Below are 22,104 nucleotides of genomic sequence, written 5' to 3'. Positions count from 1 at the left end.
AAATTAAAGGTCTAAAAGTAATTGATTTGCCTTATCAATCAAAGGGTGAACAGGATATTGCTTAATCATATCTATTAATAACAACTTAGCCGCACTTACTTCATTTAGCTTATCCAAGACCCTTGCCAATTCAAACATTGAGTCAGCAAATTTTAAGTGTTCTTGATTATTAGACTGATAATCTAAAAATGAATCTTTTGCTTTTAAATATTTCTCACTTTCAAAATAAGCTCTTCCAAGCCACAACTTTGAATTTTTTAGATTTGATGAATTAGGAGAGTTTTTTGCAAAGCTTATAAGTAGAGTAATTGCTTTCTCATAATTCCCAAGAAGAAATTCATTTTTCCCATCTGAATAAAGCTTTTCAGCACTGTTAGACTGAATTTTTTTAGTTGATTTTTTCTCTTGTTTAGTATTTGAGAGATTTAGTTCAATAATTTGACGAAGTTCTGCAATCTTGGCAGAGCTAATTCTTTGCTCTTCTTTAATCAGTTCAATCTCATCTTTTAATGAAAGGATTTCATTATTTAGGGATTTAACTTCTTTGTTGATTTTTAAGATTGCGAGGTCTAAATCAAGGCCTTCGTTAGCATAAACCCCATGCTGAAATAACATAGGGTTTATGAAAAGTATAAATATAAGAATATTCTTTTTCATCAAGCGACAAAAACTATTTACTTAAAAAAAGATTTGAGAAAACTTTACCTCTAGTAGTAAGAGAATTCTACTCTTCGGTTCTCTTCCCACGCCATTTCATTGCTTCCAACTAGAATTGGAGACTCTTCACCATAGCTTACAACTAAAATTCTGTCATCAAGGTTGTAAAGGCTTAAGACCTCTTTTACGCTTAAGGCACGATTTTCACCAAGTGCTAGGTTATATTCACGGGTTCCACGCTCATCTGCATGCCCTTCTAATCTTAAGCTTAGTGAAGGATTGTCTTGCATAAAGTTAGCATGCTCAATAATCTTTCTTGTAGATTCTTCATCTATCTCAGTATCGTCATAATCAAAATACAGAATAAAAGAGTCACTAGAATTTTTAAAATTTTCAATAATTGCTAACATCGCTGCTGCATCATCCATTAACGCCTGAATAAGCTCATCTCTATTAGCTAAATTACCATCCGCATCAAGAACAATCAAGTCACCCATACCTTTAGAGTTGATCATTTCGATAAGTGCATCATCAGACAGTGATTCAAGTTCTGCCGTCTTTCCGTCAAGCAAGTCTCCACTTTCAACAATGGCATTTATGATTTGATCTCTATTTTGAAGATTACCATCTGCATCAAGAACTATAAGATCTCCCAATCCCTTCTCTTTAGCAATTGCAATTAATTCATCATTAGATAATTGTTCAAGTTCATCAATTGTAAATCCACCATCTTCATCCATAGCAACTAGGGTTGCATCACCTCCAAGATCTGCTTGCTCAGTTGCAGCATCACTAGGGTTAATTAAATCAAGAAACTTATCGCCCAGTTCAGAAATACTATTAGCACCACAAGAACTTAAAAAGATAACACTTGATAAAAGTAGAATTTTTTTTGACATTTTTTTTTCCTTAGTTTGAATAATTTGACCAAGTAGGTTCCCTTACTTCGCCGGTTTTTTGCATTAATTCAACAATTTGATTGTTGTGTAGTGAAATTATAGACAAAATTCCCTTGTTGTCTCTGTTAGTTGAAAAAATAATCATTCCACCGTTTGGAGAAAAGTAAGGAGATTCATCTGATTTATTTCGAGTCATTACCGTTAAGTCTCTAGATTTGATGTCCAATAAGGCGACCCTGTAGTCTTTATCAACTCTGTGAATGAGTGCCAAATCTTTGCCATCAGGCGAAAAAACTGGTTTTGCATTGTATCGACCTTCAAAAGTAGCTCGAGATATTTTGCCAGAATTAAGATCTTTTATATAAACTTGAACTTGGCCTGTCCTGTTAGAAGTAAACGCAATACTATTACCATCAGGTGAAAAACTAGCTTCTGTATCAATTGATATGTTTTTAGTTAGCCTCTTAAGGCTCTTTGATTTAAAGTTATATAAATATATATCTTTATTTCCTTGTTTGGAAATTGTTAGTGCAATACTATCTCCGCTTGGGTGGAAAGTAGGCGAGGATGCAATACCATCAAATTTTGGCAACTTAATTGGAATTGTTTTTAAAAACGGAGTCATCACAAAAACTTCAGACCTATTATTTTTAAAAGAGACATAAGCAAGTTTTTGTTGATCTTTTGACCAGGCTGGAGATAAAATTGGGTTTGATTGTCTAACAATTGTTTGAGGGTTTTCTCCATCAGAGTCGGATATTTGAAGCCTGTATGTTCGACCACCACTATTATTATCAGTCACAGTAACATATGACAGCCTAGTATTAAAAGAGCCTTTTTGTCCAAGAAGTACATAATAAATCTTATCACTTAGGAAATGAGCCATTCTTCTAAAGCCAGAGTTACTGACAGTAATCTTTTTTTGGTATAAGCTTTTTTCAGAAAAGACATCATAAATATAAATATAAATGTTGTAAACCTTTGGGCTTATTTGCTCAACTTTTCCAAAAACAACTGCATCTTTTTTATGTTCTTTCCAAAAGTTAAAATCAATTTGATTTGTTACCAATGCATCAGTACTTAATGCACTAAATTGACCTGATCTATTTAAATTATCTCTAATAATTTTAGCAATATCTACATTTTCTTTTGAGTCACCAATTATTTCAAAAGGAGCAATAACAATAGGAAAAGCAGCCTCTTTAGATTTTAAAATATTCACCTCTAAAAGTGCGTTAGCTGAAAATGACAATAATAGGTTGAATAATAAAATAAGCTTTAGATATTTCACTCTTTCTCCTCAATCCAGTTCATTTGTATGGCCTCAAGAACCCTTTCACCACACTTGCTTTGTCCTTCTTCAAAATCCTCAAGATCCATAACAAGTTGACGTAAATCAACAAAGTTAATGGTTTTAGGGTCTGTATCAGGAGAGGTTTCTTCCAGTGAAATAGCTATTTCAAGTGAGTCAGTCCAGCAAAGCATTATGTAATAGCATTAATAATTAATAAAGATGTAATTTTAATCAATTCGATTGCTTACTTTGAACATTTTAATAAATATTAAACTCTTTCAGCAGAAACAAGGTGAGGAAGTTTATTAAGTTGCTCAAGTACGTCATTTAGTTGAATGATGTTTTTAATTATGACAGTAATGTGAAATAGCCTTGTGGAATGCTGGCTTTCTTGCTGTTCAATATTTTCAATATTAACGCCTAAGTTCGCTATGGTGTTTGCAATAGCGGCTAAACGACCACTTCTATTTTCAACTAGAGCACTTATTGCAACTTCAAAGACTTCATCTTCATCCGAGTTCCATTCAATTTCCATCCATTGTGCATTTTTTTCTTTAATATGCTCTAGATTTGAGCAGATTGAGCGGTGCATAACTAGGCCTTTTTGCGTCGTTAAAACACCTGTAACTTCATCTCCAGGAATTGGATAGCAGCAGTGTGCAAAGTTTATTGCCATTCCTTTTGTTTTATTTATAGATATTGTATTAATTGTTTCGTTGTTAATATCCTGAAGGAGGTTATTGATAACTACAGCAACAAATATTTCAGACAATCCTACTTTTATATATAAGTCTTGAAAATCAAAACAATTGAGATCCTTAAGGCATTTATCCCATTTATCTTTTGGCACATCATTAATTTTAATTTTTTGATAATTAAGCGCATCAGAAATCAAAAGTTTTCCAAGTCTTGCTAGCTCTGTCTTTGAGTTGTCTTTAAGATTAGCCTTTATTGCAGTTTTGGCTTTTGAGGTTACAACAAAGTCAAGCCAGCTTGGCTTGGGCTTCACAAACCGACTTGTAATTATTTCCACCGTCTGACCAGATTTAAGCACAGTTGAAAGCTCTGCTTCCGTTCCATTAATAGTAGCCTTTTGAGATCTTTTTCCAATGTTAGTGTGAACAGCGTATGCAAAATCAAGTACTGTTGCTCTAATAGGAAGCTGAATTATCTTGCCAGCTGGAGTAAACACAAATACCTCATCAAAAAATAAATCAGCCTTTGTATTCTCTAGGAAGTCAGCTGACGAGTCAGTGTTTTGCTGAATATCTAGTAAAGATCCAATCCAATTTCGAGCTAATTTATCAGTCGGCTTATCCGTATTTTTATAGTGCCAGTGTGCGGCGATCCCATACTCAGATATGAACTCCATCTCTTGAGATCTAATTTGAACTTCAATAAACATTTTTCTAGGACCAAGTACAACAGTGTGAATAGACTGATAACCATTCGGTTTTGGGGCTGAAATATAATCCTTAAATTTAAGCGGAATAGGTTTATAAAGACTATGTATATGACCTAATGCCTGATAGCAAGTATTTGTATTTTCGACAACTATTCTAAAGGCGTGCATATCAAGAACTTCTGAAAATTTTCTTAATTTGAATTTCATTTTATTGTAGACGCTTGAAGGTTGTTTTTGACGTCCTTCTATAGTTGCGTTAATTCCCTCAAACTTTAGCCTATTTTCAATTTCAGCTTTAATTAGGTTTATTGTTTTCTTTTGATTTCCATACTGCTTGCTAATTTTCTTTTTAATTATCAAGTACTTTCTTGGGTGCAGGGTTTTAAAGCATAAATCATCTAGCTCTACCCTTATACTATGAAGACCAAGTCGCCTTGCAATTGGAGCATGAAGCTCCAAAGTTTCTTTTGCTTTTTGTATTTTTTTTTCGTCACTCATTGAATCCAAAGTACGCATATTGTGAAGTCTGTCAGCCAATTTAATGATCATAACTCTCATATCCTTAGACATAGCTAATATTAATTTTTGAAAGTTCTCAGCTTGTTTTTGTGAGCTTGAAGTGAATTCTAAGCTAGTCAGCTTTGATACCCCTTCAACAATATGTGCCACTTGCTCCCCAAATTGGATTTGAACATCCTTTTTGGTTACCGAAGTGTCTTCGATGCAGTCATGGAGAATTGCTGCAACAACACAGTAATAATCAAGCTTTAAGTCTGCAAGTATCAAGGCAACAGAAAGTGGATGGTGAATATATGGCTCGCCTGACTTTCTAAATTGACCATCATGAGCTTTGCTTGCAACTTTGTATGCAAGCTTCACTGATTCAACTTCTTTATGAGATAAGTAGCTATTTAAAACTAAGCATAAGTCATCAATTTTAGTATGCTTTTGAAAAAGGGTTGTTGCCATGAATATGATTATTAATAATATTCATACAATTATAAGCACCTTACTATTAAGAAGAAGTTCTTTATATAAAGGTTTCCAACTAAAAAACTCATAAGTATAATTTATGGATTAATTAAACCTACTAAACACTCATAATGAATAAGTCTTTAATTCTTCTATTTACGTCTGTTTTTATAATTACAGGCTGTTCCCCATTTGGAGGGAGCAAAGAAACAAAAAATCTGGTTGCTAATGGACTTTCCTCTAAAATGCTCTACGAGCAAGCTGAAGACAAAATTAATGCTGGATCAATAGGACAAGGTATAAAGCAATATAAAATTATTCTTGAGTCTTATCCAGGATCTAAGTACGCTATTCAGGCTCGTTTAGACATTGCATACAATTTATATAAACAAAAAAAGTATAATTTATCAATACTTGAGTTGAATCAGTTTATTGAAAAATTCCCTAAGCTTCGATCTACTCCCTATGCTTATTATCTTAAAGGGGTTGTTGCTCAAGCTAAGTCAAGCTCAATACTTGATAAGTTAGTCACTGATAGCGCCCAAAGAGATGTCGATAGTATTCGTGATGCTTATAGTTATTATATGGATTTAATTAACACTTTTCCTGATTCAAAATACTCAGAAGAGGCGAGTAGAAAACTTCTTGGCCTCAGGAATACTTTGGCAAGGCATGAGTTCTATGTGGCTATATATTACACAAAGATTGGCTCACATATTGCAGCAATAAACCGGTCAAAATTTATTATTGAGAATTATCCAAATAGCTCTTCTATTCCTGATGGTCTTGATCTAATGGCTTACAATTATGATCAAATAAATGCTTCAAAGTTGGCAAGTGACATAAGAGTGGTTTTATCTTCTAGTTATCCTAATTATTCTAAAAACTATTCAATTGATTAGCGTCAAAACATAATAATATTTGTACTTATGAACTCAGTTGAACGGCTATTTGCTTTAAAAGTCTCGTTAATTATGTCTGTTCGAATGCTAGGTTTATTCATGCTTTTTCCGGTCATGAGTGTTTATGCAGTTGATTATGATAGCTCGACCCCCTTCTTGATTGGAATGGCGATTGGGATTTATGGACTTACTCAAGCTCTTCTTCAAATACCTTTTGGCTATCTTTCTGATCGATTTGGAAGAAAACCTATCCTAATCATAGGGCTTTTAATTTTTTTGCTAGGAAGTGTTGTTGCAGCAAATACCTCTAATATGATATTCGTAGTTATTGGAAGAGCTTTGCAAGGTGGTGGAGCAATATCAGCTGTCTTAATGGCATTTTTAGCTGACTCCATATCTGAGGATAATCGAGCAAAGGCAAATGCTTTTGTTGGCTTTCAAATTGGTATGGCTTTTATGCTTTCATTAATTATTGGGCCATTAATTACCTCAAGGATTGGGCTTTCAGGGTTATTTTGGGTTATTGGTCTATTGTCAATTATTGCTATGCTAATAGTATTTTCTCTTGAGCACTCCAGACCACTCAATTATTATCGATTATCTTTTGGAGCCTTAAAAGAGACTTTAAGTAAAGAGTTAATTACTTTAGATTTCAGTGTATTTTCATTACATTTGATTCTTGCAAGTGGCTTTATAGTGATGCCACTTCTTATTATGGAAAACCAAATTGTTAGTATGATTGATAACTGGCAGCTTTACCTTCCAGCAGTATTACTTTCATTTATTGGAATGATTCCTCTAATAATTATTTCAGAGAAATTTAAAAAAACAAAATATATATTATTACTTAGTATTTTTCTACTAATTGTTAGTCAAATTATTTTTTATATTTCAAATTTAAATTTCTTAATTTTTCTTGTTACTTTAACTATCTTTTTCGTTGCTTTTAATACTGTTGAGGCAATTTTACCTTCTTTGTTGTCTAAAACTGCGAGCACCAATAAGAGGGGGCTTGCAATGGGTATTTTTTCAACATCACAGTTTTTAGGGACGTTTATTGGCGGTGCAATTGGGGGTTTGATTTATGACATTTACGATTTAAATAGTGTATTCTTATTCACCATATTTGTAGCAATTATCTGGTGGTTTATGGTTCTTTTTTCACCACTTAAAACTAAAACTTAACAGGAGTAAATATTAGCATGGCCGGAATAAATAAAGTAATATTGGTTGGTAATCTAGGCGCAAAACCTGAGATTAAATACGCTTCAAATGGAAACGCAATAAGTAACTTATCAGTCGCAACTAGTGAGTCTTGGACTGATAAAAATACAGGCCAAAAACAAGAAAGAACTGAATGGCACCGTGTTAGTTTGTTTGGAAAAGTTGCTGAAATAGCTGGCCAGTATTTAGATAAAGGTTCTAAGGTTTATGTTGAGGGCAAATTACAAACTAGAAAATGGCAAGATCAAAGTGGGCAGGATCGCTATACAACAGAAGTTGTAATAAGTGGATTTAGTGGAACCTTACAGATGCTTGATCGCCGTGATGACTCCAACTCTCCAATGCAATCACAACCTCAATCAACCCCGCAGCCTGCTCAAAATGCTCAACAAGCGCCAAGCATTACTCCGGTTGCTCAAGATGAATTTGAGGATGATATTCCTTTTTAGAGTTGTCCTAAGTTTTTTAACTTAGATTCTCAGAATCTAATTTTTCAAGGACTACAAAAGCGACTGCATTTTGGCTTTCATCTGATATGCTCAGGTGCCCTTGCTTGATGCCTTTTTCTAATAAATATAGCCTTAGCTTTTCACTAGGTAAAAAATAAGGCTTTCCATTTTCATTGTTTCGAATAGTTAGATCTTGAAAGCTAACTACCCTTCCAATTCCTGTGCCTAGAGCCTTTGAAAAAGCCTCTTTTGCAGCAAAACGCTTAGCAAGAAAGGCGGGACTATCAGCTTTATTTGCAAATAAAGCCTGTTCATGTTCAGTTAATACTCTCTTTATAAAGCCATCCCGATTTTTTAATATAATTGTTTGGACTCTTTCTATGTTTACTATGTCAGTTCCAATTCCATAAATCATATAGCTCTCGCTTCTAATAATAAAGCTTTCATTTCAGATGTTGCGTTAGCAAGACCAACAAATAGTGCTCTTGAAATAATTGAGTGGCCAATATTTAGCTCAACAATTGATTCAATTTTAGCTATAGCAGTAGTATTTAAAAGTGTTAAGCCGTGCCCTGCATTAACTTGTATTCCAAGACTTACAGCATATTTGCAAGCATCAGATATTCTTTTGAGCTCTAATTCAGACTCGTCTTTAGAGGTTGCATCTGCATAGTGACCTGTATGAATTTCAATTATTAGTGCGCCGCATTCAGCTGCGGCATCTATTTGTCTTTTGTCTGCATCAATGAAAAGGGATGTTTTAATATTATTTGAACTGAGTTGAGCACAAACCTCTTTCATCCTATCTAATTGAGATGCAACATCTAGGCCACCTTCTGTTGTAAGTTCCTGTCTCTTTTCGGGCACAAGGCAGCAGTCTTCAGGCAAAACATTAGAGGCAATTTTGAGCATTTCGTCAGTTGCCGCCATCTCTAAGTTCATTTTAGTTTTTAGCCTGGACTTTAACTCAATTACATCATTGTCTTGAATATGGCGCCTATCTTCTCTAAGGTGAAGCGTAATACTATCAGCGCCAGAATTTTCACAGATAAGCGCCGCATCGATTAAGCTTGGGTATTTTGTGCCTCTGGCCTGTCTTAATGTAGCTATATGGTCTATATTAACGCCAAGAAAAATACTCATAATTACGCCTAATTAACAAAAAATAACTCTTTACTTTTAAGCGGTTTATCACCTAAAAGAGGTTTTAATCTTTTTCGATTCAACTTTTTTAAAGTGTTTAACCCTTCTGAGTCTGGAGTTACTTGATTAGGGCTGACAATATTTAATAAAATTCCACCTAAAATTTTACCTTCAGTTTGTGCACTAAAACCCTGATCTTCAATAAAATCATAAAGACCATTGATTTTGATTGGGTTGCCCTCAATGTCATCATTAAAGTCAAGCCCATATCCTAATTCTTGCAACAGTTGATTTTCAAATATGCGAAGTGCATACTCTTTTTCGGAGTTAGATTTATGATTCATTTTTTTAATGAAGTCCCAGTACGCGCTAAAAATTTCACTGTATTCATCTCCTTCAGGTAGAAGCCTAACAAGGAGCTCATTGACGTAGATGGCTAATATCAGGTCATCGCCAAGAAGCCTTCGTGGCTCATCTGAAATTTCCCATTGGGAGAGACTTTTTAGATCACTCTTTCCCTTAAACGATATACTGAGGCATTGAAACATTTGAAGTGATGTTTTGCTGCTTCTAGCCCCTCGTGCTATCAAGCGAACTCTGCCATGATTTTTAGTAAAGAAATCGAGTAATAGAGAGCTTCCTTGGTACATTCTTCTGTGAATCAAAAATGCTGGAGAATTCTCGATCCTAGTCATAACCTAGAGATGCTAAGGCTCTTTTATCATCCGACCAGCCTTGTCTGACCTTAACCCACAGCTCTAAGAATACTTTTGCCTCTAAAAAACCTTCAATTGTGATACGTGAATCTTGCCCAATTTTTTTCAACATTTCACCTTTATGACCTATTACAATACTTTTTTGAGAGGCCTTATCAACAAAGATGCGAGCAGCGATTCTATACATTTTGCCATCAAGTTCAAACTTTTCAATTTCTACTGTAATGTCATATGGAAGTTCATTCGATAAGTTTCTCATTAATTTTTCACGAATGAACTCGGATACAACAAATTTTTGAGAGCGATCTGTTATGTAATCATCATCATAAATAGGGTCTTGCTCGGGCAAATATTTAAGAATCAAGCTTCTAAGTTGCTTCGTGTGGGACCGGTCAAAGGCAGACAAAGGAAAGACCTCATTAGCTTGAAATTTTTCACCGAGCATTTCAAGGTAAGGAAGTATCTTATCCACTGAGCTTGATTTATCAATCTTATTCACGCAGATTATAACGGGTATATCAACCTTACTTAGGTGCTCTAACACGCGAGCATCCTCTTTTGTCCATTTAAATATTTCAACAAGCCAAATTATCATATCCACATCTGCAAAGCTTGAGCTAGCAGCTTTATTCATATATGAGTTGATTGCTTTATTGTTTCCAATATGGATTCCAGGAGTGTCTACAAAAACCATCTGATAATTTTCCTGAGTATCAATAGCGTTAATTCGGTGTCTAGTAGTTTGAGGACGGTGTGATGTGATTGAAAGCTTCTGCCCAATTAATTCATTAACCAGGGTTGATTTACCAACATTTGGTCGCCCCACTACTGCAATGTAGCCAGATTGAAAGTTCATTTATTTAAGATACCTTTTAAAATTGATTCAGCACAGGCCTGTTCTGCTCTTTTAATACTTTTTGCACTCTCTTCAACGCCAAGACTATATTCCTTAATAGAGCAGTTGACATAAAAAATGGCGTTATGATCCTTCCCTTCGGTTTTAATAAGCTCGTAAACTGGCAAAGCGTATCCTTTTTTTTGCAATAGTTCTTGAAGTTGAGTTTTAAAATCCTTTAACGAATCTTCTGGTCCCGATTCATTTAAAAGGTCATTATAGAGTTTTAAAATGATCTCACTAACCGTTGCATAATCAGAATCTAAGAATATAGCCCCTAAAATAGCTTCAAATGCATCTGCCTGGATTGATTTCCTTCGAAATCCGCCACTTTTTAACTCTCCTTGACCCAATAACAAGCTTTCAGAAATATTGAGTGTTTTGGCAAGCTTAGCTAAAGTCTGGCCTCTGACAAGACTAGATCGAAGTCTTGATAGTTGTCCTTCATCAATTAATGGGAAGCGCTGATAAATCTCTAGAGAGATTACACACCCTAAGACGCTGTCACCCAGAAATTCCAATCTTTCATTATTTTTTTTACTAACGCTTCGATGAGTTAAGGCTTGCTTAAGGAGATTAATGTCTTTAAATTGATAAGAAATATTTTTTTGTAATTTTTGCATACGCTAGATTGCAACTGGAGCTTTAATTGGATCATCATGTTCATAGTCAGAGAGTTCAAAATCTTCATATTTATAGTCAAAAATACTTTCTGGCTTTGTATGAATTAAGATCTTTGGAAGTTTTTTTGGAGTTCGCTTTAGCTGAGTTTCTACTTGCTCAAAGTGATTAGAATAAACGTGGCAGTCTCCACCACTCCAAACAAAGTCTCCAACTTCAAGATCACACTGCTGAGCTACCATATGAGTAAGTAATGCATAAGAGGCAATGTTGAAAGGGACTCCTAGAAATATGTCAGCACTTCGTTGATAAAGCTGACATGATAGCTTACCATTCGCCACATAAAACTGAAACATCGCATGGCATGGGGCAAGCGCCATTTTGTCTAACTCTCCAACATTCCAACTTGAAACAATAATTCGCCTTGAGTCTGAAGAGTTTTTAATGAGGTTAATTGCCTCTTTGATTTGATCAATTTCTTTACCTTCAGAGTTTTTCCATTTTCGCCATTGAGCGCCATATACCGGCCCTAAGTTACCATTTATATCTGCCCATTCATTCCAAATATTTACTTTATTTTCTTTTAGATACTTGATATTTGTATCACCTTTTAAAAACCATAATAGCTCATGAATAACCGAAGGTACATGCACCCTCTTAGTGGTTACAATTGGAAATCCATCATTTAAATTAAATCGCATTTGATGACCAAAAATACTTTTAGTTCCAGTACCAGTCCTGTCAGTTTTGTCAGAACCAGTATCTCTTACTAGTCTTAAAAAATCTAGATATTGTTTCATGTACTACCTTTTAAATAATAGGATTTATAAAATATATACAGGCCAATGAGAATCATCGGGAGGCTCAATGCTTGGCCCATTGTTAACCACTCAAAAGCTAAGTAGCCAAGATGCGAGTCAGGCAATCTTATAAATTCAATTATAAATCTAAAGGCGCCATAAAAAATCAAAAATAAAGCTGAAGTGGATCTAATGGGTGGATTTTTTTTGCTAAAAAACCATAATATAATAAACAAAACTACTCCCTCTAGTAATGCTTCGTATAATTGAGTTGGATATCTTTGAGCCCAAACGCCGCTTTGGTCCGGCGCATAAACTCCCCATGAGCTCTCTGTTATTTTTCCCCAAAGCTCTCCATTAATGTAGTTTCCTATTCTTCCAAAAGCAAGCCCTAGTGGGATAAGTGGCGCAATAAAATCGGTAGTTTGAAAAAAAGAAAACTTTGATTTTTGGTTAAATAAAATCATTGCTATCAAAACGCCTAAGAAGCCTCCATGAAAAGACATGCCTCCATTTTGAAAATTAAAAAATGTTAAGGGGTTTGAGATAAACACTGAGAAGTTATAGAAAAGTAAATAACCAAAGCGTCCACCCAGTACAGCGCCTAAAGCGCCATAAAAAATTAAATCATCAACATTCCTTACATTCCATTCAGAGTATGATTTAACGCGAGATCTTGCAAGTAAATAGGCTGCTAAAAATGCCAAAAGGTACATGACTCCATACCAGTATATTTGTACAATCCCTAAGTCTAAAATTACTGGGTCAATTACAAAGTATTTCACAGATTAAATGAGCGCATAAATGTAACGTTTGAGTTAGTTTAATTTAAGAATTGTAAGCATATTTCATTAAGTGTTTAATTATAGGCAATGTTGCCGTTTTAGTGTATCAAACTGGCTATTGATAAGCCAAATAACTAGTTAATAAAATTGATCAATCTTTGGTCTTTCTTTTGATAAAGGGGGTGCGACGGCTGACCTGATTTATTTATGTTTAGACACATTGGTTTATTAATAATTTCTAACACCTCCTTATCTCTATTCAGGAAATAACCATCATTACCCCATGCTATAACTGTTAGCTCACTCTTTTGAAGGTTTTTTAAAATATGCATATTGTTATCTTTCCCTATTGGTGATTTGACTTTTTTGAGCTCTATTGGATAGGTTGCCATGTAAGCAAACAAATTAACCATGATTAAGCCACCATACCCCCAGTCTTTAGCAAAATTAATACATCTTATTAATGTGGGGTCGTCAATTGTTTCGTCTGCAATAGAGGGGTTTAATCCAATGAACAAAACATAACCATCTGCTGAATTCCAAGATCTTGTTAAAGAATATCGGTATTTTCGACAGTTTGAGAATACTGCGCTTTTCTTTATAGTGATCATTTGTACGATAAGTGATTCATAGCAATTAATGATAAAGCATTAATTAAATTACAATTAAATTAGTGAGGTAATATTTCCGTCACCTTCAACGAAATCATATTTATCAAAATCTGTTTTATCTATCCACTCCATCGCTTCATGCTCATTAAGGTTAATAACACCATCTTTTATTGTGCAAAGAAAGTAATGAAGAACAATGTTAATTTCACTGTCTTTATAGCTTTCCTCTGCAAGCTTTTCATAAACATTAATATCTATGTTTAATTCCTCGTATATCTCTCTAGCTAAAGCCTCTTTAAGAGCCTCATTGGCCTCAACCTTGCCGCCAGGAAATTCCCATTTAAGGCCCATGTGTTTATTTCTATTTCTTTGGGTAACTAAATATAGATTGTCTTTCTTGATTATTGCAGCAACAACGTCTGTAACTTTCATAGTTGATTTTTCTTCACTTCCAGCCTTGTAACCAATGTTTACTCTCCTTTAAATCTTCCCAATTAATAAGTTCTACTCGATTCGATATTACTGACTCTATTAAACAATGAGTTACGTTATTGTTTTCATCAAAGCTTAGTTCAGTAATAAGAAAGTGTTTTTCTTTATTACTCGGTGCAACTGCCGTCCATTTACTGTTAAATAATTTTTTAGAACTTACTTTATTCATTAACTTGAAAATTTTGTAGTAAAAAGTATTACCGCCATATACATAGCCATTAAAGGAAGGAGAAGTAGCATTTGAGTCACAAATTGTAAAATAGTGGTTCTAACAGCTTGAGTTTCAAAAGACCTGTAACTTAGAAACAAGATAAAAAAATAAAAAAGAGTTGGAATTAGGGAGGTGAACCTAAGCTCTTCATATCCAGCATTAGTTTCAAGTCTATTAAGTAATCCACCTGCAAGGATGTATGTACCAATTACTCCAAGCCAAAAAAGCTTTGTTGCTATAAATTTTGTTGTAGGCTTTTCTATATTTTCTACTTTCATAAATAATCTTCTAAATCCAGATAGTTGGCTTAATAGTGAACACGGCTCATCCGAACAATTAGAGCTTGTATATTATATATTCAGAGTCAAGAAGTTTTGGTTGATAATTTAAACTGTTGACCCTGGGCTTATTAACTCATAGTCAATATTAATAGCCCCCAATATTTAATTTACAAAGCTACTAATGATACTAACCATTGCATACATAAAGCTAAGCATAAATGCCATACATCCAGTTGTCCATAAAACGAGTTTAGTTTCCATAGATTATCTCCATTAATTTATAAGTAATTTTCAATCGGACGACATTCTAATAACAAGCAATAAAGATTAGATGAAGATTAGAAGTTGTTTAGATAAAGAGTTGAAATACAGGATTTCAGACGGAATAAAAGTTATGAAAGCTTTTAGAATTGGTGCGCTCGAGGTGATTCGAACACCCGACATTCGGCTTCGGAGGCCGACACTCTATCCAGCTGAGCTACGAGCGCAATTAGTAAGTGATAATTTTAGTCGAGTCATTACGTTTAGAAGTAAAAATTATATGAATTTGCAATATTTTATTTAAAACTACATGGTTTCTTCATTTAAACTTTATAAAACACAAGTACAATCCTTAAAAAATCAATTTACCAACTCACTTTTATTACTAACTAAATTTATTATGATAAATGCAAAGGCTTTAATTAAATCAACTGCTCTTTCTGCTTTTCTCTTTTTTGGAGCTACAAGTGGATCTTTAGCTGAGGAAGAAGACTACTCCCCTCTTGACTCCCCATCTTTCTTTGAGGGTTTAAATACCTTTACTACTGTTTTCTCTCAAATCAAGCTAATGTATGTTGATGATATTGATGATGAAACGTTGTTTAATAATGCGATAAGAGGCTTAGTTGAGGGTTTAGATCCACACTCTAGTTTTCTTGAGCCACGTGGCCAGTCTGACTTAAGTGAAAGTACAAGGGGCGCATTTGGTGGCCTTGGTATTGTCATTGGTACGAAGGGTGAGTATATAGAGGTTGTATCCCCAATTGATGACACACCTGCATACAGAGCAGGCCTTAAGGCTGGAGATATTATTTTACAAATTGGTGATCAAAACGTCAGTCAAATTAACCTTGCAGAAGGTGTTAAGCTAATGAGAGGCGCTCCAGGAACCACTATTAAACTAACAATTGGAAGGCCTGATATTGCTCCATTTGTAGTTGAAATAACGCGTGAAATTATCACGATCACTTCGGCAAAAGGACTTTTACTGGATGAAGGTATTGGCTACCTAAGAATTGCTCAATTTCAAAGACCAACTGCTGCTCTAGTGAAAACTATTGTTGCAGATTTAGTAGAAAAGAATGAAGGCGAGCTTGATTCTTTAATTATTGATTTAAGAAATAATCCAGGTGGGCTTTTAGATTCTTCGATTGATATATCTAATCTATTCATCGATGAGCCTGGTATTGTGGTTTACACCGAAGGCAGAACTTCATACTCTAATAGTTCATTCCCAACAAAGCCTGGTGATATTCTTAACGGTGCTCCTATTGTTGTATTAATGAATAGAGGTTCAGCATCTGCTTCTGAGATTGTTGCAGGCGCACTTCAGGACCATAAGAGAGCATTGATTATGGGTGAAGAGTCTTTTGGTAAAGGTTCTGTCCAGTCCGTGCTTAATTTACAAGATGGCTTTGGATTAAAGCTTACAACTGCAAGATACTTTACGCCTTCTGGTAGGTCTATTCAGGGAAAAGGAATAACGCCTGATATTGAACTAGAAAACATCTCTCTAAAAAAAGATGAAGATGAAGATTCAATAGACCTTAGCCAGCAAGAAAAAGATCTTAAGAATTCTCTCTCTGCTGAAGAGGTTGAAGCTCCAGTAGCGCCTTCTGATCTCTCTACTGAAGAAATCATTGAGTCACAAAATAATATTAGTGATTTAAGGGATGAAGAGTATGTTGAGCTTCTAAAGGAAGACTACTTTGTACACGAGGCAATGAATGTCTTAAAGGCACTAAAAATCTATAAGAAATAACGACTAATAGCCTTTCATAATAAAACTTATGGAGGGCTATTTTTTGAAAGTTTACTTGCTTGAAAAGTCCAAAATTTCTTTAAAGCTTAAATGATCTGTAGTATTTTTTCCATGGTAAGCTTTTTTTTTAATCAAAGCCACCAATTCGACTAAACTGCATTGTATTAAAATTCCAATCCCAATGCATCCATATTCCAATAGCCCTTCCAATTATATAATCTTCTGGAACAAAGCCCCAAAATCTAGAATCGCTACTGTGAGATCTGTTATCGCCCATTACAAAGTAATGACCTTGGGGAATTGTAATTTCCACCAGTTCTTTTGAATGACCTTTTGGATTAAGAAGTATGTCATGACCAGAAGAGTCAATAATTTCACGGGTTAGTCTATAATTATTCATTGATTTTCCTGAATCCACACCAATATAAGGACCTATTTTTTTAACTTCAACTGACTTTCCATTAACTATTAACTGATCTTTTTTATAAGAAATTACATCACCTGGAAGTGCGACAATGCGCTTAATAAAATCTACACCAGAGTAACCAGGCGTTTTTTCATAATTTGGGTACCTAAATACAATTACATCTCCCCTATTAGGGCTTGAAAACTCCACAAGTTTTGTGTTTATTATTGGCAGTCTAAGGCCATAATCAAACTTATTTACTATAATAAAATCACCCGTTAAAAGTGTCGGCATCATTGAGTTTGAGGGCACACGAAAAGGCTCAAATATAAAGCCTCTAAACACCAAAACCAGCAATAATACTGGAAACATCTCTATTGACCACTGAACAACTTTTGGTCTGTGACTATACTTTTCAGATTTTGAAAATTTTAGAAATACTAAAAAATAGAAAAAACTGCCAATTTTTGATGTTTTTTCAGAAGTCTCAGTATTGATTTGGTTATTTTTCTTAGATAAGAGAAGGTCTGCTAAAACTATAACAATTGCAAGAGCCATTGCCACGAAAAGCCAAGATAGTACGTCCCATGCAAAGAACGGTTCTGCATTATTAATAGTCATAGATTAGTGTATTTTTCAAAAAGCGTATTATAACAAGGTGTTGGATGACATACTTAAATTACTACTAAGCATTAAACCTAACTAGTTTCAGTAATATTCATGCCAATTGAGTTCGCTAACTCTACAAAGTTTGGGAATGACGTCTTTACGTTGTCAACCCCATCAATATTTATTTCAAAGCTGGACCTAACAGATGCAACAGCAAATGACATGGAGATGCGGTGATCATGATGAGATTTGATTGGTGCTAATTGCTCTTTAAATTCGCCGCCAATAATTTTAATGCCATCATCAAGAACTTCATTCTCAATACCTAATGATGAAAGCCCATCAGCCATTACTTGAATGCGATCAGATTCTTTAACTCTTAGCTCTTTGGCGCCCGTTAAGACAGTTTCTCCCTTGGCGCAGCTTGCCGCAATAAATATAGCTGGGAACTCATCAATTGCCAAAGGGACTAAGCGTTCTGGTATGTTAATTCCTTTAAGTTTTGATGAACAAACTCTTATGTCTGCAATTAGTTCACCAGCCTCCAATCGCTCGTTGATAAGCTCAATATTAGCGCCCATTAACCTAAGAATATCAATTACTCCAGTTCGAGTTGGATTGACATTTACAGCCAATAAAGTAATGTCTGCCTCTTTTGCGATACTAGCGGCTACCATGAAAAAAGCAGAGGACGATATGTCACTAGGAACTTCAATATTACAAGCCTTTAGGCTCCCTCCACCAAGTATAGAGACTTCACCAGGTGATGCATTAACCTTGTAACCAAAGCCTCTAAGCATTCTTTCAGTATGGTCTCTGGATATACCATTTTCAATAACATGAGTTTCACCATCTGCATAAAGGCCTGCTAATAGTAGGCATGATTTAATCTGTGCTGAGGCAACTGGCAGTGTGTACTTTAGAGAGGATAATTTTTTACCACCTTTAATTATCAGAGGGGGCTTTGAATCAGGACCGGAAATGTCTGCACCCATTCTAGATAGTGGCTCGATAACTCTAGCCATTGGCCTCTTAGAGAGCGATTCATCACCGCAAAGCTCAGAATCAAAGTTTTGAGCGCTCAGAAGGCCAGACATTAAGCGAATAGACGTTCCAGAATTTCCTAAATTCAATGGTTTTATAGGCTCTTTTAGTCCATGCATTCCAACACCATTAATAATTACATTTGACCCTTGTCTATTAATTTGGACGCCCATTTCCTTAAAGGAGTTTAAAGTTGACAGGCTGTCTTCTCCCTGAAGAAATCCCGACACCTTGGTTATTCCAGTTGCAATCGATCCAAGCATTATAGATCTGTGAGATATTGATTTATCACCAGGAACTTTAATAGACCCCTTTAGTGACGTGCATTTTGAGGTTACAAAGCTTGCCATCGGTTAAATTATCCTACCCATGAATCACGAGTCTTTTTAGCACTAGTAAACAACAAATCTAATTCATCGCTATTTTCATTTTCAATCGCATCAACAAGGGAGTTCAATGTTTTTTGGTAGCCTCTGATGTGATCAATAATTTGATCTTTGTTTTGAATGCAGATATCTCTCCACATAACAGCATCACCCGAGGCTATCCTAGAGAAGTCTTTAAAACCACCTGCGGCATATATTGATGCACTAGGATTTTTACTAATTAGATAATTAACAAGAGAGAAAGCAAGCATATGGGGCAAGTGTGAGGTCATTCCAAGTAGTTCATCATGAGATTCAGGGCTCATAAAATCAACATCTGCACCAGCACCCTCCCACATCTTCTGAATGAGATTTATTGAATCTGGGCTGCTAGTCTCAAGAGGCGTAATAATAACTTTCCTATTATTAAATAAATTGGCTTCACTTGCTTCAAAGCCACTTTTTTCCTTACCTGCAATTGGGTGTGCTGGAATAAAGTAATTTGAATAACCCCCTAACGTCTGGCTCACTATAGAGGCAATATTAGTTTTAGTGCTGCCAACATCAGAAATTACTATTTTACTAGTTAGAAAAGGTTTTATTTCACTCAGAATCTCTTGAAAAGAGCCTACAGGAGTAGCGATAATTACAATATCTGAATTATTTATCGCATCTTTTAAGTTTGTTGAAAATTGGTCAATAACGTTTGCTTTTTGAGCTTCTTCTAAGCGATTTAAGTCTCTCCCAAAGCCAAAGACTACTTTTGCTAAATTATTCTCTTTTATTGCTTTCGCTAAAGAGCCTCCAATTAAGCCCACTCCAATTATTGTAATTTTATTAATCATAAAACTTTTTTTAATGCACTAAGCAGGTGATCGTTTTCATTTGAGGTTCCAATTGAAATTCTTAAATAACCTTTCATCTCAACAGGACGCACAATAACGCCTTCTTTAAGGAGGTCATTGTAGATATTCATGGCATTATTAAATTCAACAGCAATAAAGTTAGCGTGAGATGGAATGTAGTTAAGTTTTAAAGCGTCAAATCCACTCGTTAGCTGCTCATAACCATTAGTATTTATTTTTACTGAGTCATTTAAATGCTTATCATCTGAAAGCGCTGCAATAGCGGCAACTTGAGCAGTATAGTTAACATTAAACGGCTCTCTTACGCGATTTATGAAATCTGCAATTAAAGGGCTACATACAGAGTAACCAACCCTAAGTCCAGCTAGGCCATAAGCCTTAGAAAAGGAGCGCGTAATGATTAAGTTATCAAATTCCTTAAGCCAGTCAATTGCAAGATCATCAACATTTAAGTACTCAAAATAGGCCTGATCTAATACCACTGGGACATTATTAGGGACCTTTTGTAAGAAGGCATAAAGCTCATCATCACTTAAAAGAGTGCCCGTAGGGTTATTCGGATTTGCAACGAAAATAAGTTTTGTATTTTTACTTATTAAACTTAACATTGAATTTAAGTCATGGCCATAATTCTTAGCTGGAGAAACTTTTGCAGTGGCTCCCAAAGCCTGAGTGACCAGAGGGTAGACAACAAAAGCATACTGAGAGAAAATCACCTCATCAGTTTTTTTAGATACAAATACTCTTGCAATGAGCTCTAACAGCTCATTTGAACCATTACCTAGTGAAATCATGTCTGGCATTACTGAAAGCTTTTCAGCGATAGCTTTTTTTAGCTCAAAGCAGTTACCATCAGGATAGCGATTAATGCTTGATAAAGAGTTAAAAACCGCTTCTTTTACTGATTCGCTAACTCCTAATGGGTTTTCATTAGAAGCAAGCTTTGTAATATTTTTAAGTCCTAATTCTCGAGCAAGCTCATCTATAGGCTTTCCACCTTGGTATGGACTCAAACCAAGGATTGACTCACAGGCATTCATAAAACTGCTACAGGATAAGAGCCCAAAATATCTAATTTAGAGACGCGTGATTTGACCTCTTGAATAGATTTTTGAACATTTTTTTCGCTCTGATGCCCTTCTATATCAATGAAGAACAAATATTCCCACTTTACTCCCGGTATTGGATGCCTCGCTAGCTGAAGCATATTAATGTTATTGGCTTTGAATGGCTCCAATAAATCGAATAAAGCGCCTGACTCATGCTTGGTGACAACTAGGAGAGAAGTTTTATCGTTAACGCCAGCTGGAACTTCATCTTTACCAATAACAATAAAGCGAGTTACGTTGCCAGCATTGTCCTCTATATTTTTAGCAACCCTTTCAAGGCCATAAATATTAAGAGCAACCTTAGATGCAATTGCCGCAGCATTTGGCTCATCCTTTACCATTCTTGCGCCTAATGCATTTGATGCAACAGGCCTTAACTCAGTATGAGGATAGTGATTAGAGAGCCATCGATGACATTGGTCAAGTGCTTGTTGATGCGCGTAAATAATTTTAATTTCTTGAGACTGGTCTTGCATCATTAGGTGATGGGCAACTGCAATTTCTACTTCACCACAAATATTTAAATCATGGCTATAGAGCATATCAAGAGACGTACCAATAACTCCATTTGAGGAGTTTTCTATTGGCACAACTCCATACTGCGCATTATCTGTCTCAACTTGATGAAAAATCTCATCAACCGTCCCGCAGTCCAGCGGAGAAACTCCATGGCCAAAATGCTTTAAAGCGGCCTCCTGTGTAAAGGTTCCCTCAGGACCTAAAAATGCAATCTTTAGGGGCTGCTCAAGCGCCAAGCAGGCTGACATAATTTCTCTAAAAATAAGGGCAATATCCTTATCTTTAAGAAGGCTTTTGTTTCTTTGGATTACCTTACTTAATACCTCTGCTTCCCGTTCAGGTCTATAAAAAGCTGTTTGCGCATTTGACTCCTGCTTGACAAGTGCAACCTTAGAAGCTAAGTCTGCGCGTTGAGATATTAGAAGCTGAATTTTTTGATCCAGATCATCGATATCATTTCTTAAATTTTCAAGTGAAGCGATTTTCATAATATGAGTTCAAAGGATAAATCCTATCGAGTATTTTACCTAAGACTAATAGCACTTCAAAGTAATGTTTTAATATGCATATTAATTAATATAATCAACGATCAACAAAACCATTGCAGTTTTATAAAAAATCGATATAATTCACAAAATAATTTGCAATATGGAAGTTGGTTTAAATCCAACACTGCCCTCGCAACGGTATTTCTGATAAAGATAAGTCCGATACATAGCAAGTTTAGTTTTACTAAAAGCTACGATGGGTGGTGAGTTAATGTATTACATATCTTGTAATTATTTCTCTCTAAATCCCTCTTTTTA

Annotated in this window: 25 protein-coding genes, 1 tRNA gene and 1 riboswitch; of the genes, 4 read left to right on the top strand and 22 right to left on the bottom strand. The window is 35.1% G+C overall.

The features are described 5' to 3' along the window. Positions 1 to 3 precede the first annotated feature (3 nt). The 5 genes from ABXT69_RS04850 to ABXT69_RS04830 form a co-directional block, all read right to left on the bottom strand. Entirely contained in the window at positions 4 to 615 is a 612-nt protein-coding gene (locus tag ABXT69_RS04850; protein ID WP_416677050.1) for a tetratricopeptide repeat protein, read from the bottom strand. 92 nt (positions 616 to 707) lie between these two features. Then, complete coding sequence (locus ABXT69_RS04845; RefSeq protein WP_416677049.1) at positions 708 to 1,556, bottom strand: OmpA family protein; 849 nt, start codon at positions 1,554 to 1,556, stop codon at positions 708 to 710. Positions 1,557 to 1,566: 10 nt separating this feature from the next. After that, positions 1,567 to 2,847, bottom strand: a complete 1,281-nt coding sequence (tolB, locus tag ABXT69_RS04840; protein ID WP_416677048.1) for a Tol-Pal system beta propeller repeat protein TolB — start codon at positions 2,845 to 2,847, stop codon at positions 1,567 to 1,569. Then, positions 2,844 to 3,041: a Fe-S cluster assembly protein IscX gene (gene iscX, locus ABXT69_RS04835; RefSeq protein ID WP_416677047.1), complete on the bottom strand. Its 198-nt coding sequence runs from the start codon at positions 3,039 to 3,041 to the stop codon at positions 2,844 to 2,846. The genes tolB and iscX overlap by 4 nt, the downstream gene beginning before the upstream one ends. 77 nt (positions 3,042 to 3,118) lie before the next feature. Continuing rightward, positions 3,119 to 5,224: a RelA/SpoT family protein gene (locus ABXT69_RS04830; protein ID WP_416677046.1), complete on the bottom strand. Its 2,106-nt coding sequence runs from the start codon at positions 5,222 to 5,224 to the stop codon at positions 3,119 to 3,121. A gap of 134 nt (positions 5,225 to 5,358) precedes the next feature. On the opposite strand from ABXT69_RS04830, the gene ABXT69_RS04825 reads away from it, so the two are divergent. The 3 genes from ABXT69_RS04825 to ssb are packed head-to-tail and all read left to right on the top strand — an operon-like array spanning position 5,359 to position 7,802. Beyond that, positions 5,359 to 6,129 carry an outer membrane protein assembly factor BamD gene (locus ABXT69_RS04825; RefSeq protein WP_416677045.1) on the top strand — a complete coding sequence of 257 codons (771 nt, stop codon included), beginning with the start codon at positions 5,359 to 5,361 and terminating at the stop codon, positions 6,127 to 6,129. Between the two features lie 27 nt (positions 6,130 to 6,156). Then, positions 6,157 to 7,314 (top strand): MFS transporter, encoded by a 1,158-nt coding sequence (locus ABXT69_RS04820; protein WP_416677044.1) that lies wholly within the window; start codon positions 6,157 to 6,159, stop codon positions 7,312 to 7,314. Between the two features lie 17 nt (positions 7,315 to 7,331). After that, positions 7,332 to 7,802 (top strand): single-stranded DNA-binding protein, encoded by a 471-nt coding sequence (ssb, locus tag ABXT69_RS04815; protein WP_271558616.1) that lies wholly within the window; start codon positions 7,332 to 7,334, stop codon positions 7,800 to 7,802. Between the two features lie 16 nt (positions 7,803 to 7,818). On the opposite strand, the gene acpS is transcribed toward ssb, so the two are convergent. The 12 genes from acpS to ABXT69_RS04755 all read right to left on the bottom strand — a co-directional run bounded on the left by acpS (position 7,819) and on the right by ABXT69_RS04755 (position 14,845). Beyond that, positions 7,819 to 8,217, bottom strand: a complete 399-nt coding sequence (acpS, locus tag ABXT69_RS04810; protein WP_416677043.1) for a holo-ACP synthase — start codon at positions 8,215 to 8,217, stop codon at positions 7,819 to 7,821. Continuing rightward, positions 8,214 to 8,945, bottom strand: a complete 732-nt coding sequence (gene pdxJ / locus ABXT69_RS04805; protein ID WP_416677042.1) for a pyridoxine 5'-phosphate synthase — start codon at positions 8,943 to 8,945, stop codon at positions 8,214 to 8,216. The genes acpS and pdxJ overlap by 4 nt, the downstream gene beginning before the upstream one ends. A gap of 8 nt (positions 8,946 to 8,953) precedes the next feature. Further along, the gene (recO, locus tag ABXT69_RS04800) at positions 8,954 to 9,640 is read right to left on the bottom strand and encodes a DNA repair protein RecO (RefSeq protein WP_416677041.1); all 687 of its coding nucleotides are present in this window, start codon (positions 9,638 to 9,640) and stop codon (positions 8,954 to 8,956) included. Continuing rightward, positions 9,633 to 10,517 carry a GTPase Era gene (era, locus tag ABXT69_RS04795; RefSeq protein WP_416677040.1) on the bottom strand — a complete coding sequence of 295 codons (885 nt, stop codon included), beginning with the start codon at positions 10,515 to 10,517 and terminating at the stop codon, positions 9,633 to 9,635. The genes recO and era overlap by 8 nt, the downstream gene beginning before the upstream one ends. Continuing rightward, entirely contained in the window at positions 10,514 to 11,179 is a 666-nt protein-coding gene (gene rnc, locus ABXT69_RS04790) for a ribonuclease III (RefSeq protein ID WP_416677039.1), read from the bottom strand. The genes era and rnc overlap by 4 nt, the downstream gene beginning before the upstream one ends. Positions 11,180 to 11,182: 3 nt before the next feature. Then, the gene (thyA, locus tag ABXT69_RS04785; protein WP_416677038.1) at positions 11,183 to 11,977 is read right to left on the bottom strand and encodes a thymidylate synthase; all 795 of its coding nucleotides are present in this window, start codon (positions 11,975 to 11,977) and stop codon (positions 11,183 to 11,185) included. After that, entirely contained in the window at positions 11,974 to 12,762 is a 789-nt protein-coding gene (gene lgt / locus ABXT69_RS04780; protein ID WP_416677037.1) for a prolipoprotein diacylglyceryl transferase, read from the bottom strand. Before lgt ends, thyA begins: the two co-directional genes overlap by 4 nt. Positions 12,763 to 12,896: 134 nt before the next feature. After that, positions 12,897 to 13,373: a DUF1643 domain-containing protein gene (locus ABXT69_RS04775; protein ID WP_416677036.1), complete on the bottom strand. Its 477-nt coding sequence runs from the start codon at positions 13,371 to 13,373 to the stop codon at positions 12,897 to 12,899. 54 nt (positions 13,374 to 13,427) lie between these two features. Next, positions 13,428 to 13,805: a (deoxy)nucleoside triphosphate pyrophosphohydrolase gene (locus tag ABXT69_RS04770; RefSeq protein ID WP_416677035.1), complete on the bottom strand. Its 378-nt coding sequence runs from the start codon at positions 13,803 to 13,805 to the stop codon at positions 13,428 to 13,430. Between the two features lie 13 nt (positions 13,806 to 13,818). Continuing rightward, the gene (locus tag ABXT69_RS04765; RefSeq protein ID WP_416677034.1) at positions 13,819 to 14,034 is read right to left on the bottom strand and encodes a TIGR02450 family Trp-rich protein; all 216 of its coding nucleotides are present in this window, start codon (positions 14,032 to 14,034) and stop codon (positions 13,819 to 13,821) included. Next, the gene (locus tag ABXT69_RS04760; protein WP_416677033.1) at positions 14,034 to 14,354 is read right to left on the bottom strand and encodes a hypothetical protein; all 321 of its coding nucleotides are present in this window, start codon (positions 14,352 to 14,354) and stop codon (positions 14,034 to 14,036) included. Before ABXT69_RS04760 ends, ABXT69_RS04765 begins: the two co-directional genes overlap by 1 nt. Positions 14,355 to 14,768: 414 nt before the next feature. Further along, positions 14,769 to 14,845 (bottom strand) — tRNA-Arg (locus tag ABXT69_RS04755). A gap of 173 nt (positions 14,846 to 15,018) precedes the next feature. Here ABXT69_RS04755 and ABXT69_RS04750 point away from each other — a divergent pair. Further along, positions 15,019 to 16,380, top strand: a complete 1,362-nt coding sequence (locus tag ABXT69_RS04750) for a S41 family peptidase (protein WP_416677032.1) — start codon at positions 15,019 to 15,021, stop codon at positions 16,378 to 16,380. Between the two features lie 127 nt (positions 16,381 to 16,507). Here the strand turns inward: ABXT69_RS04750 and lepB are convergent, their stop codons facing one another. The 5 genes from lepB to pheA all read right to left on the bottom strand — a co-directional run bounded on the left by lepB (position 16,508) and on the right by pheA (position 21,786). Further along, a complete protein-coding gene (gene lepB, locus ABXT69_RS04745; RefSeq protein ID WP_416677031.1) occupies positions 16,508 to 17,407 on the bottom strand; it encodes a signal peptidase I in 900 nt (299 codons plus the stop codon). A 77-nt stretch (positions 17,408 to 17,484) separates the two neighbouring features. Next, on the bottom strand, positions 17,485 to 18,789 hold the full coding sequence (aroA, locus tag ABXT69_RS04740) for a 3-phosphoshikimate 1-carboxyvinyltransferase (RefSeq protein WP_416677030.1): 1,305 nt from the start codon (positions 18,787 to 18,789) through the stop codon (positions 17,485 to 17,487). Between the two features lie 8 nt (positions 18,790 to 18,797). Further along, positions 18,798 to 19,649, bottom strand: coding sequence for a prephenate dehydrogenase (locus ABXT69_RS04735; RefSeq protein WP_416677029.1), 852 nt, complete (start codon positions 19,647 to 19,649; stop codon positions 18,798 to 18,800). Further along, a complete protein-coding gene (hisC, locus tag ABXT69_RS04730; protein ID WP_416677028.1) occupies positions 19,646 to 20,710 on the bottom strand; it encodes a histidinol-phosphate transaminase in 1,065 nt (354 codons plus the stop codon). Before hisC ends, ABXT69_RS04735 begins: the two co-directional genes overlap by 4 nt. Beyond that, complete coding sequence (pheA, locus tag ABXT69_RS04725; protein WP_416677027.1) at positions 20,707 to 21,786, bottom strand: prephenate dehydratase; 1,080 nt, start codon at positions 21,784 to 21,786, stop codon at positions 20,707 to 20,709. The genes hisC and pheA overlap by 4 nt, the downstream gene beginning before the upstream one ends. A gap of 115 nt (positions 21,787 to 21,901) precedes the next feature. Then, positions 21,902 to 22,035: riboswitch (cobalamin riboswitch) on the top strand. The last annotated feature ends 69 nt before the right edge of the window (positions 22,036 to 22,104 follow it).

This window comes from Candidatus Pseudothioglobus sp. Uisw_016, from assembly GCF_048087635.1.
Lineage (GTDB): Bacteria > Pseudomonadota > Gammaproteobacteria > PS1 > Pseudothioglobaceae > Pseudothioglobus.
This window is presented reverse-complemented; position numbering and strand designations above follow the sequence as displayed.

Coding starts and splice junctions, on each gene's coding strand:
- ABXT69_RS04760 (WP_416677033.1), bottom strand. CDS start 14,354: ATGAAAGTAGAAAATATAGAAAAGCCTACAACAAAATTTATAGCAACA.
- ABXT69_RS04750 (WP_416677032.1), top strand. CDS start 15,019: ATGATAAATGCAAAGGCTTTAATTAAATCAACTGCTCTTTCTGCTTTT.
- thyA (WP_416677038.1), bottom strand. CDS start 11,977: ATGAAACAATATCTAGATTTTTTAAGACTAGTAAGAGATACTGGTTCT.
- lepB (WP_416677031.1), bottom strand. CDS start 17,407: ATGACTATTAATAATGCAGAACCGTTCTTTGCATGGGACGTACTATCT.
- acpS (WP_416677043.1), bottom strand. CDS start 8,217: ATGATTTATGGAATTGGAACTGACATAGTAAACATAGAAAGAGTCCAA.
- ABXT69_RS04765 (WP_416677034.1), bottom strand. CDS start 14,034: ATGAATAAAGTAAGTTCTAAAAAATTATTTAACAGTAAATGGACGGCA.
- ABXT69_RS04735 (WP_416677029.1), bottom strand. CDS start 19,649: ATGATTAATAAAATTACAATAATTGGAGTGGGCTTAATTGGAGGCTCT.
- era (WP_416677040.1), bottom strand. CDS start 10,517: ATGAACTTTCAATCTGGCTACATTGCAGTAGTGGGGCGACCAAATGTT.
- recO (WP_416677041.1), bottom strand. CDS start 9,640: ATGACTAGGATCGAGAATTCTCCAGCATTTTTGATTCACAGAAGAATG.
- hisC (WP_416677028.1), bottom strand. CDS start 20,710: ATGAATGCCTGTGAGTCAATCCTTGGTTTGAGTCCATACCAAGGTGGA.
- ABXT69_RS04830 (WP_416677046.1), bottom strand. CDS start 5,224: ATGGCAACAACCCTTTTTCAAAAGCATACTAAAATTGATGACTTATGC.
- ABXT69_RS04845 (WP_416677049.1), bottom strand. CDS start 1,556: ATGTCAAAAAAAATTCTACTTTTATCAAGTGTTATCTTTTTAAGTTCT.
- ABXT69_RS04850 (WP_416677050.1), bottom strand. CDS start 615: ATGTTATTTCAGCATGGGGTTTATGCTAACGAAGGCCTTGATTTAGAC.
- ssb (WP_271558616.1), top strand. CDS start 7,332: ATGGCCGGAATAAATAAAGTAATATTGGTTGGTAATCTAGGCGCAAAA.
- ABXT69_RS04770 (WP_416677035.1), bottom strand. CDS start 13,805: ATGAAAGTTACAGACGTTGTTGCTGCAATAATCAAGAAAGACAATCTA.
- aroA (WP_416677030.1), bottom strand. CDS start 18,789: ATGGCAAGCTTTGTAACCTCAAAATGCACGTCACTAAAGGGGTCTATT.
- pheA (WP_416677027.1), bottom strand. CDS start 21,786: ATGAAAATCGCTTCACTTGAAAATTTAAGAAATGATATCGATGATCTG.
- rnc (WP_416677039.1), bottom strand. CDS start 11,179: ATGCAAAAATTACAAAAAAATATTTCTTATCAATTTAAAGACATTAAT.
- pdxJ (WP_416677042.1), bottom strand. CDS start 8,945: ATGAGTATTTTTCTTGGCGTTAATATAGACCATATAGCTACATTAAGA.
- iscX (WP_416677047.1), bottom strand. CDS start 3,041: ATGCTTTGCTGGACTGACTCACTTGAAATAGCTATTTCACTGGAAGAA.
- ABXT69_RS04820 (WP_416677044.1), top strand. CDS start 6,157: ATGAACTCAGTTGAACGGCTATTTGCTTTAAAAGTCTCGTTAATTATG.
- ABXT69_RS04825 (WP_416677045.1), top strand. CDS start 5,359: ATGAATAAGTCTTTAATTCTTCTATTTACGTCTGTTTTTATAATTACA.
- ABXT69_RS04775 (WP_416677036.1), bottom strand. CDS start 13,373: ATGATCACTATAAAGAAAAGCGCAGTATTCTCAAACTGTCGAAAATAC.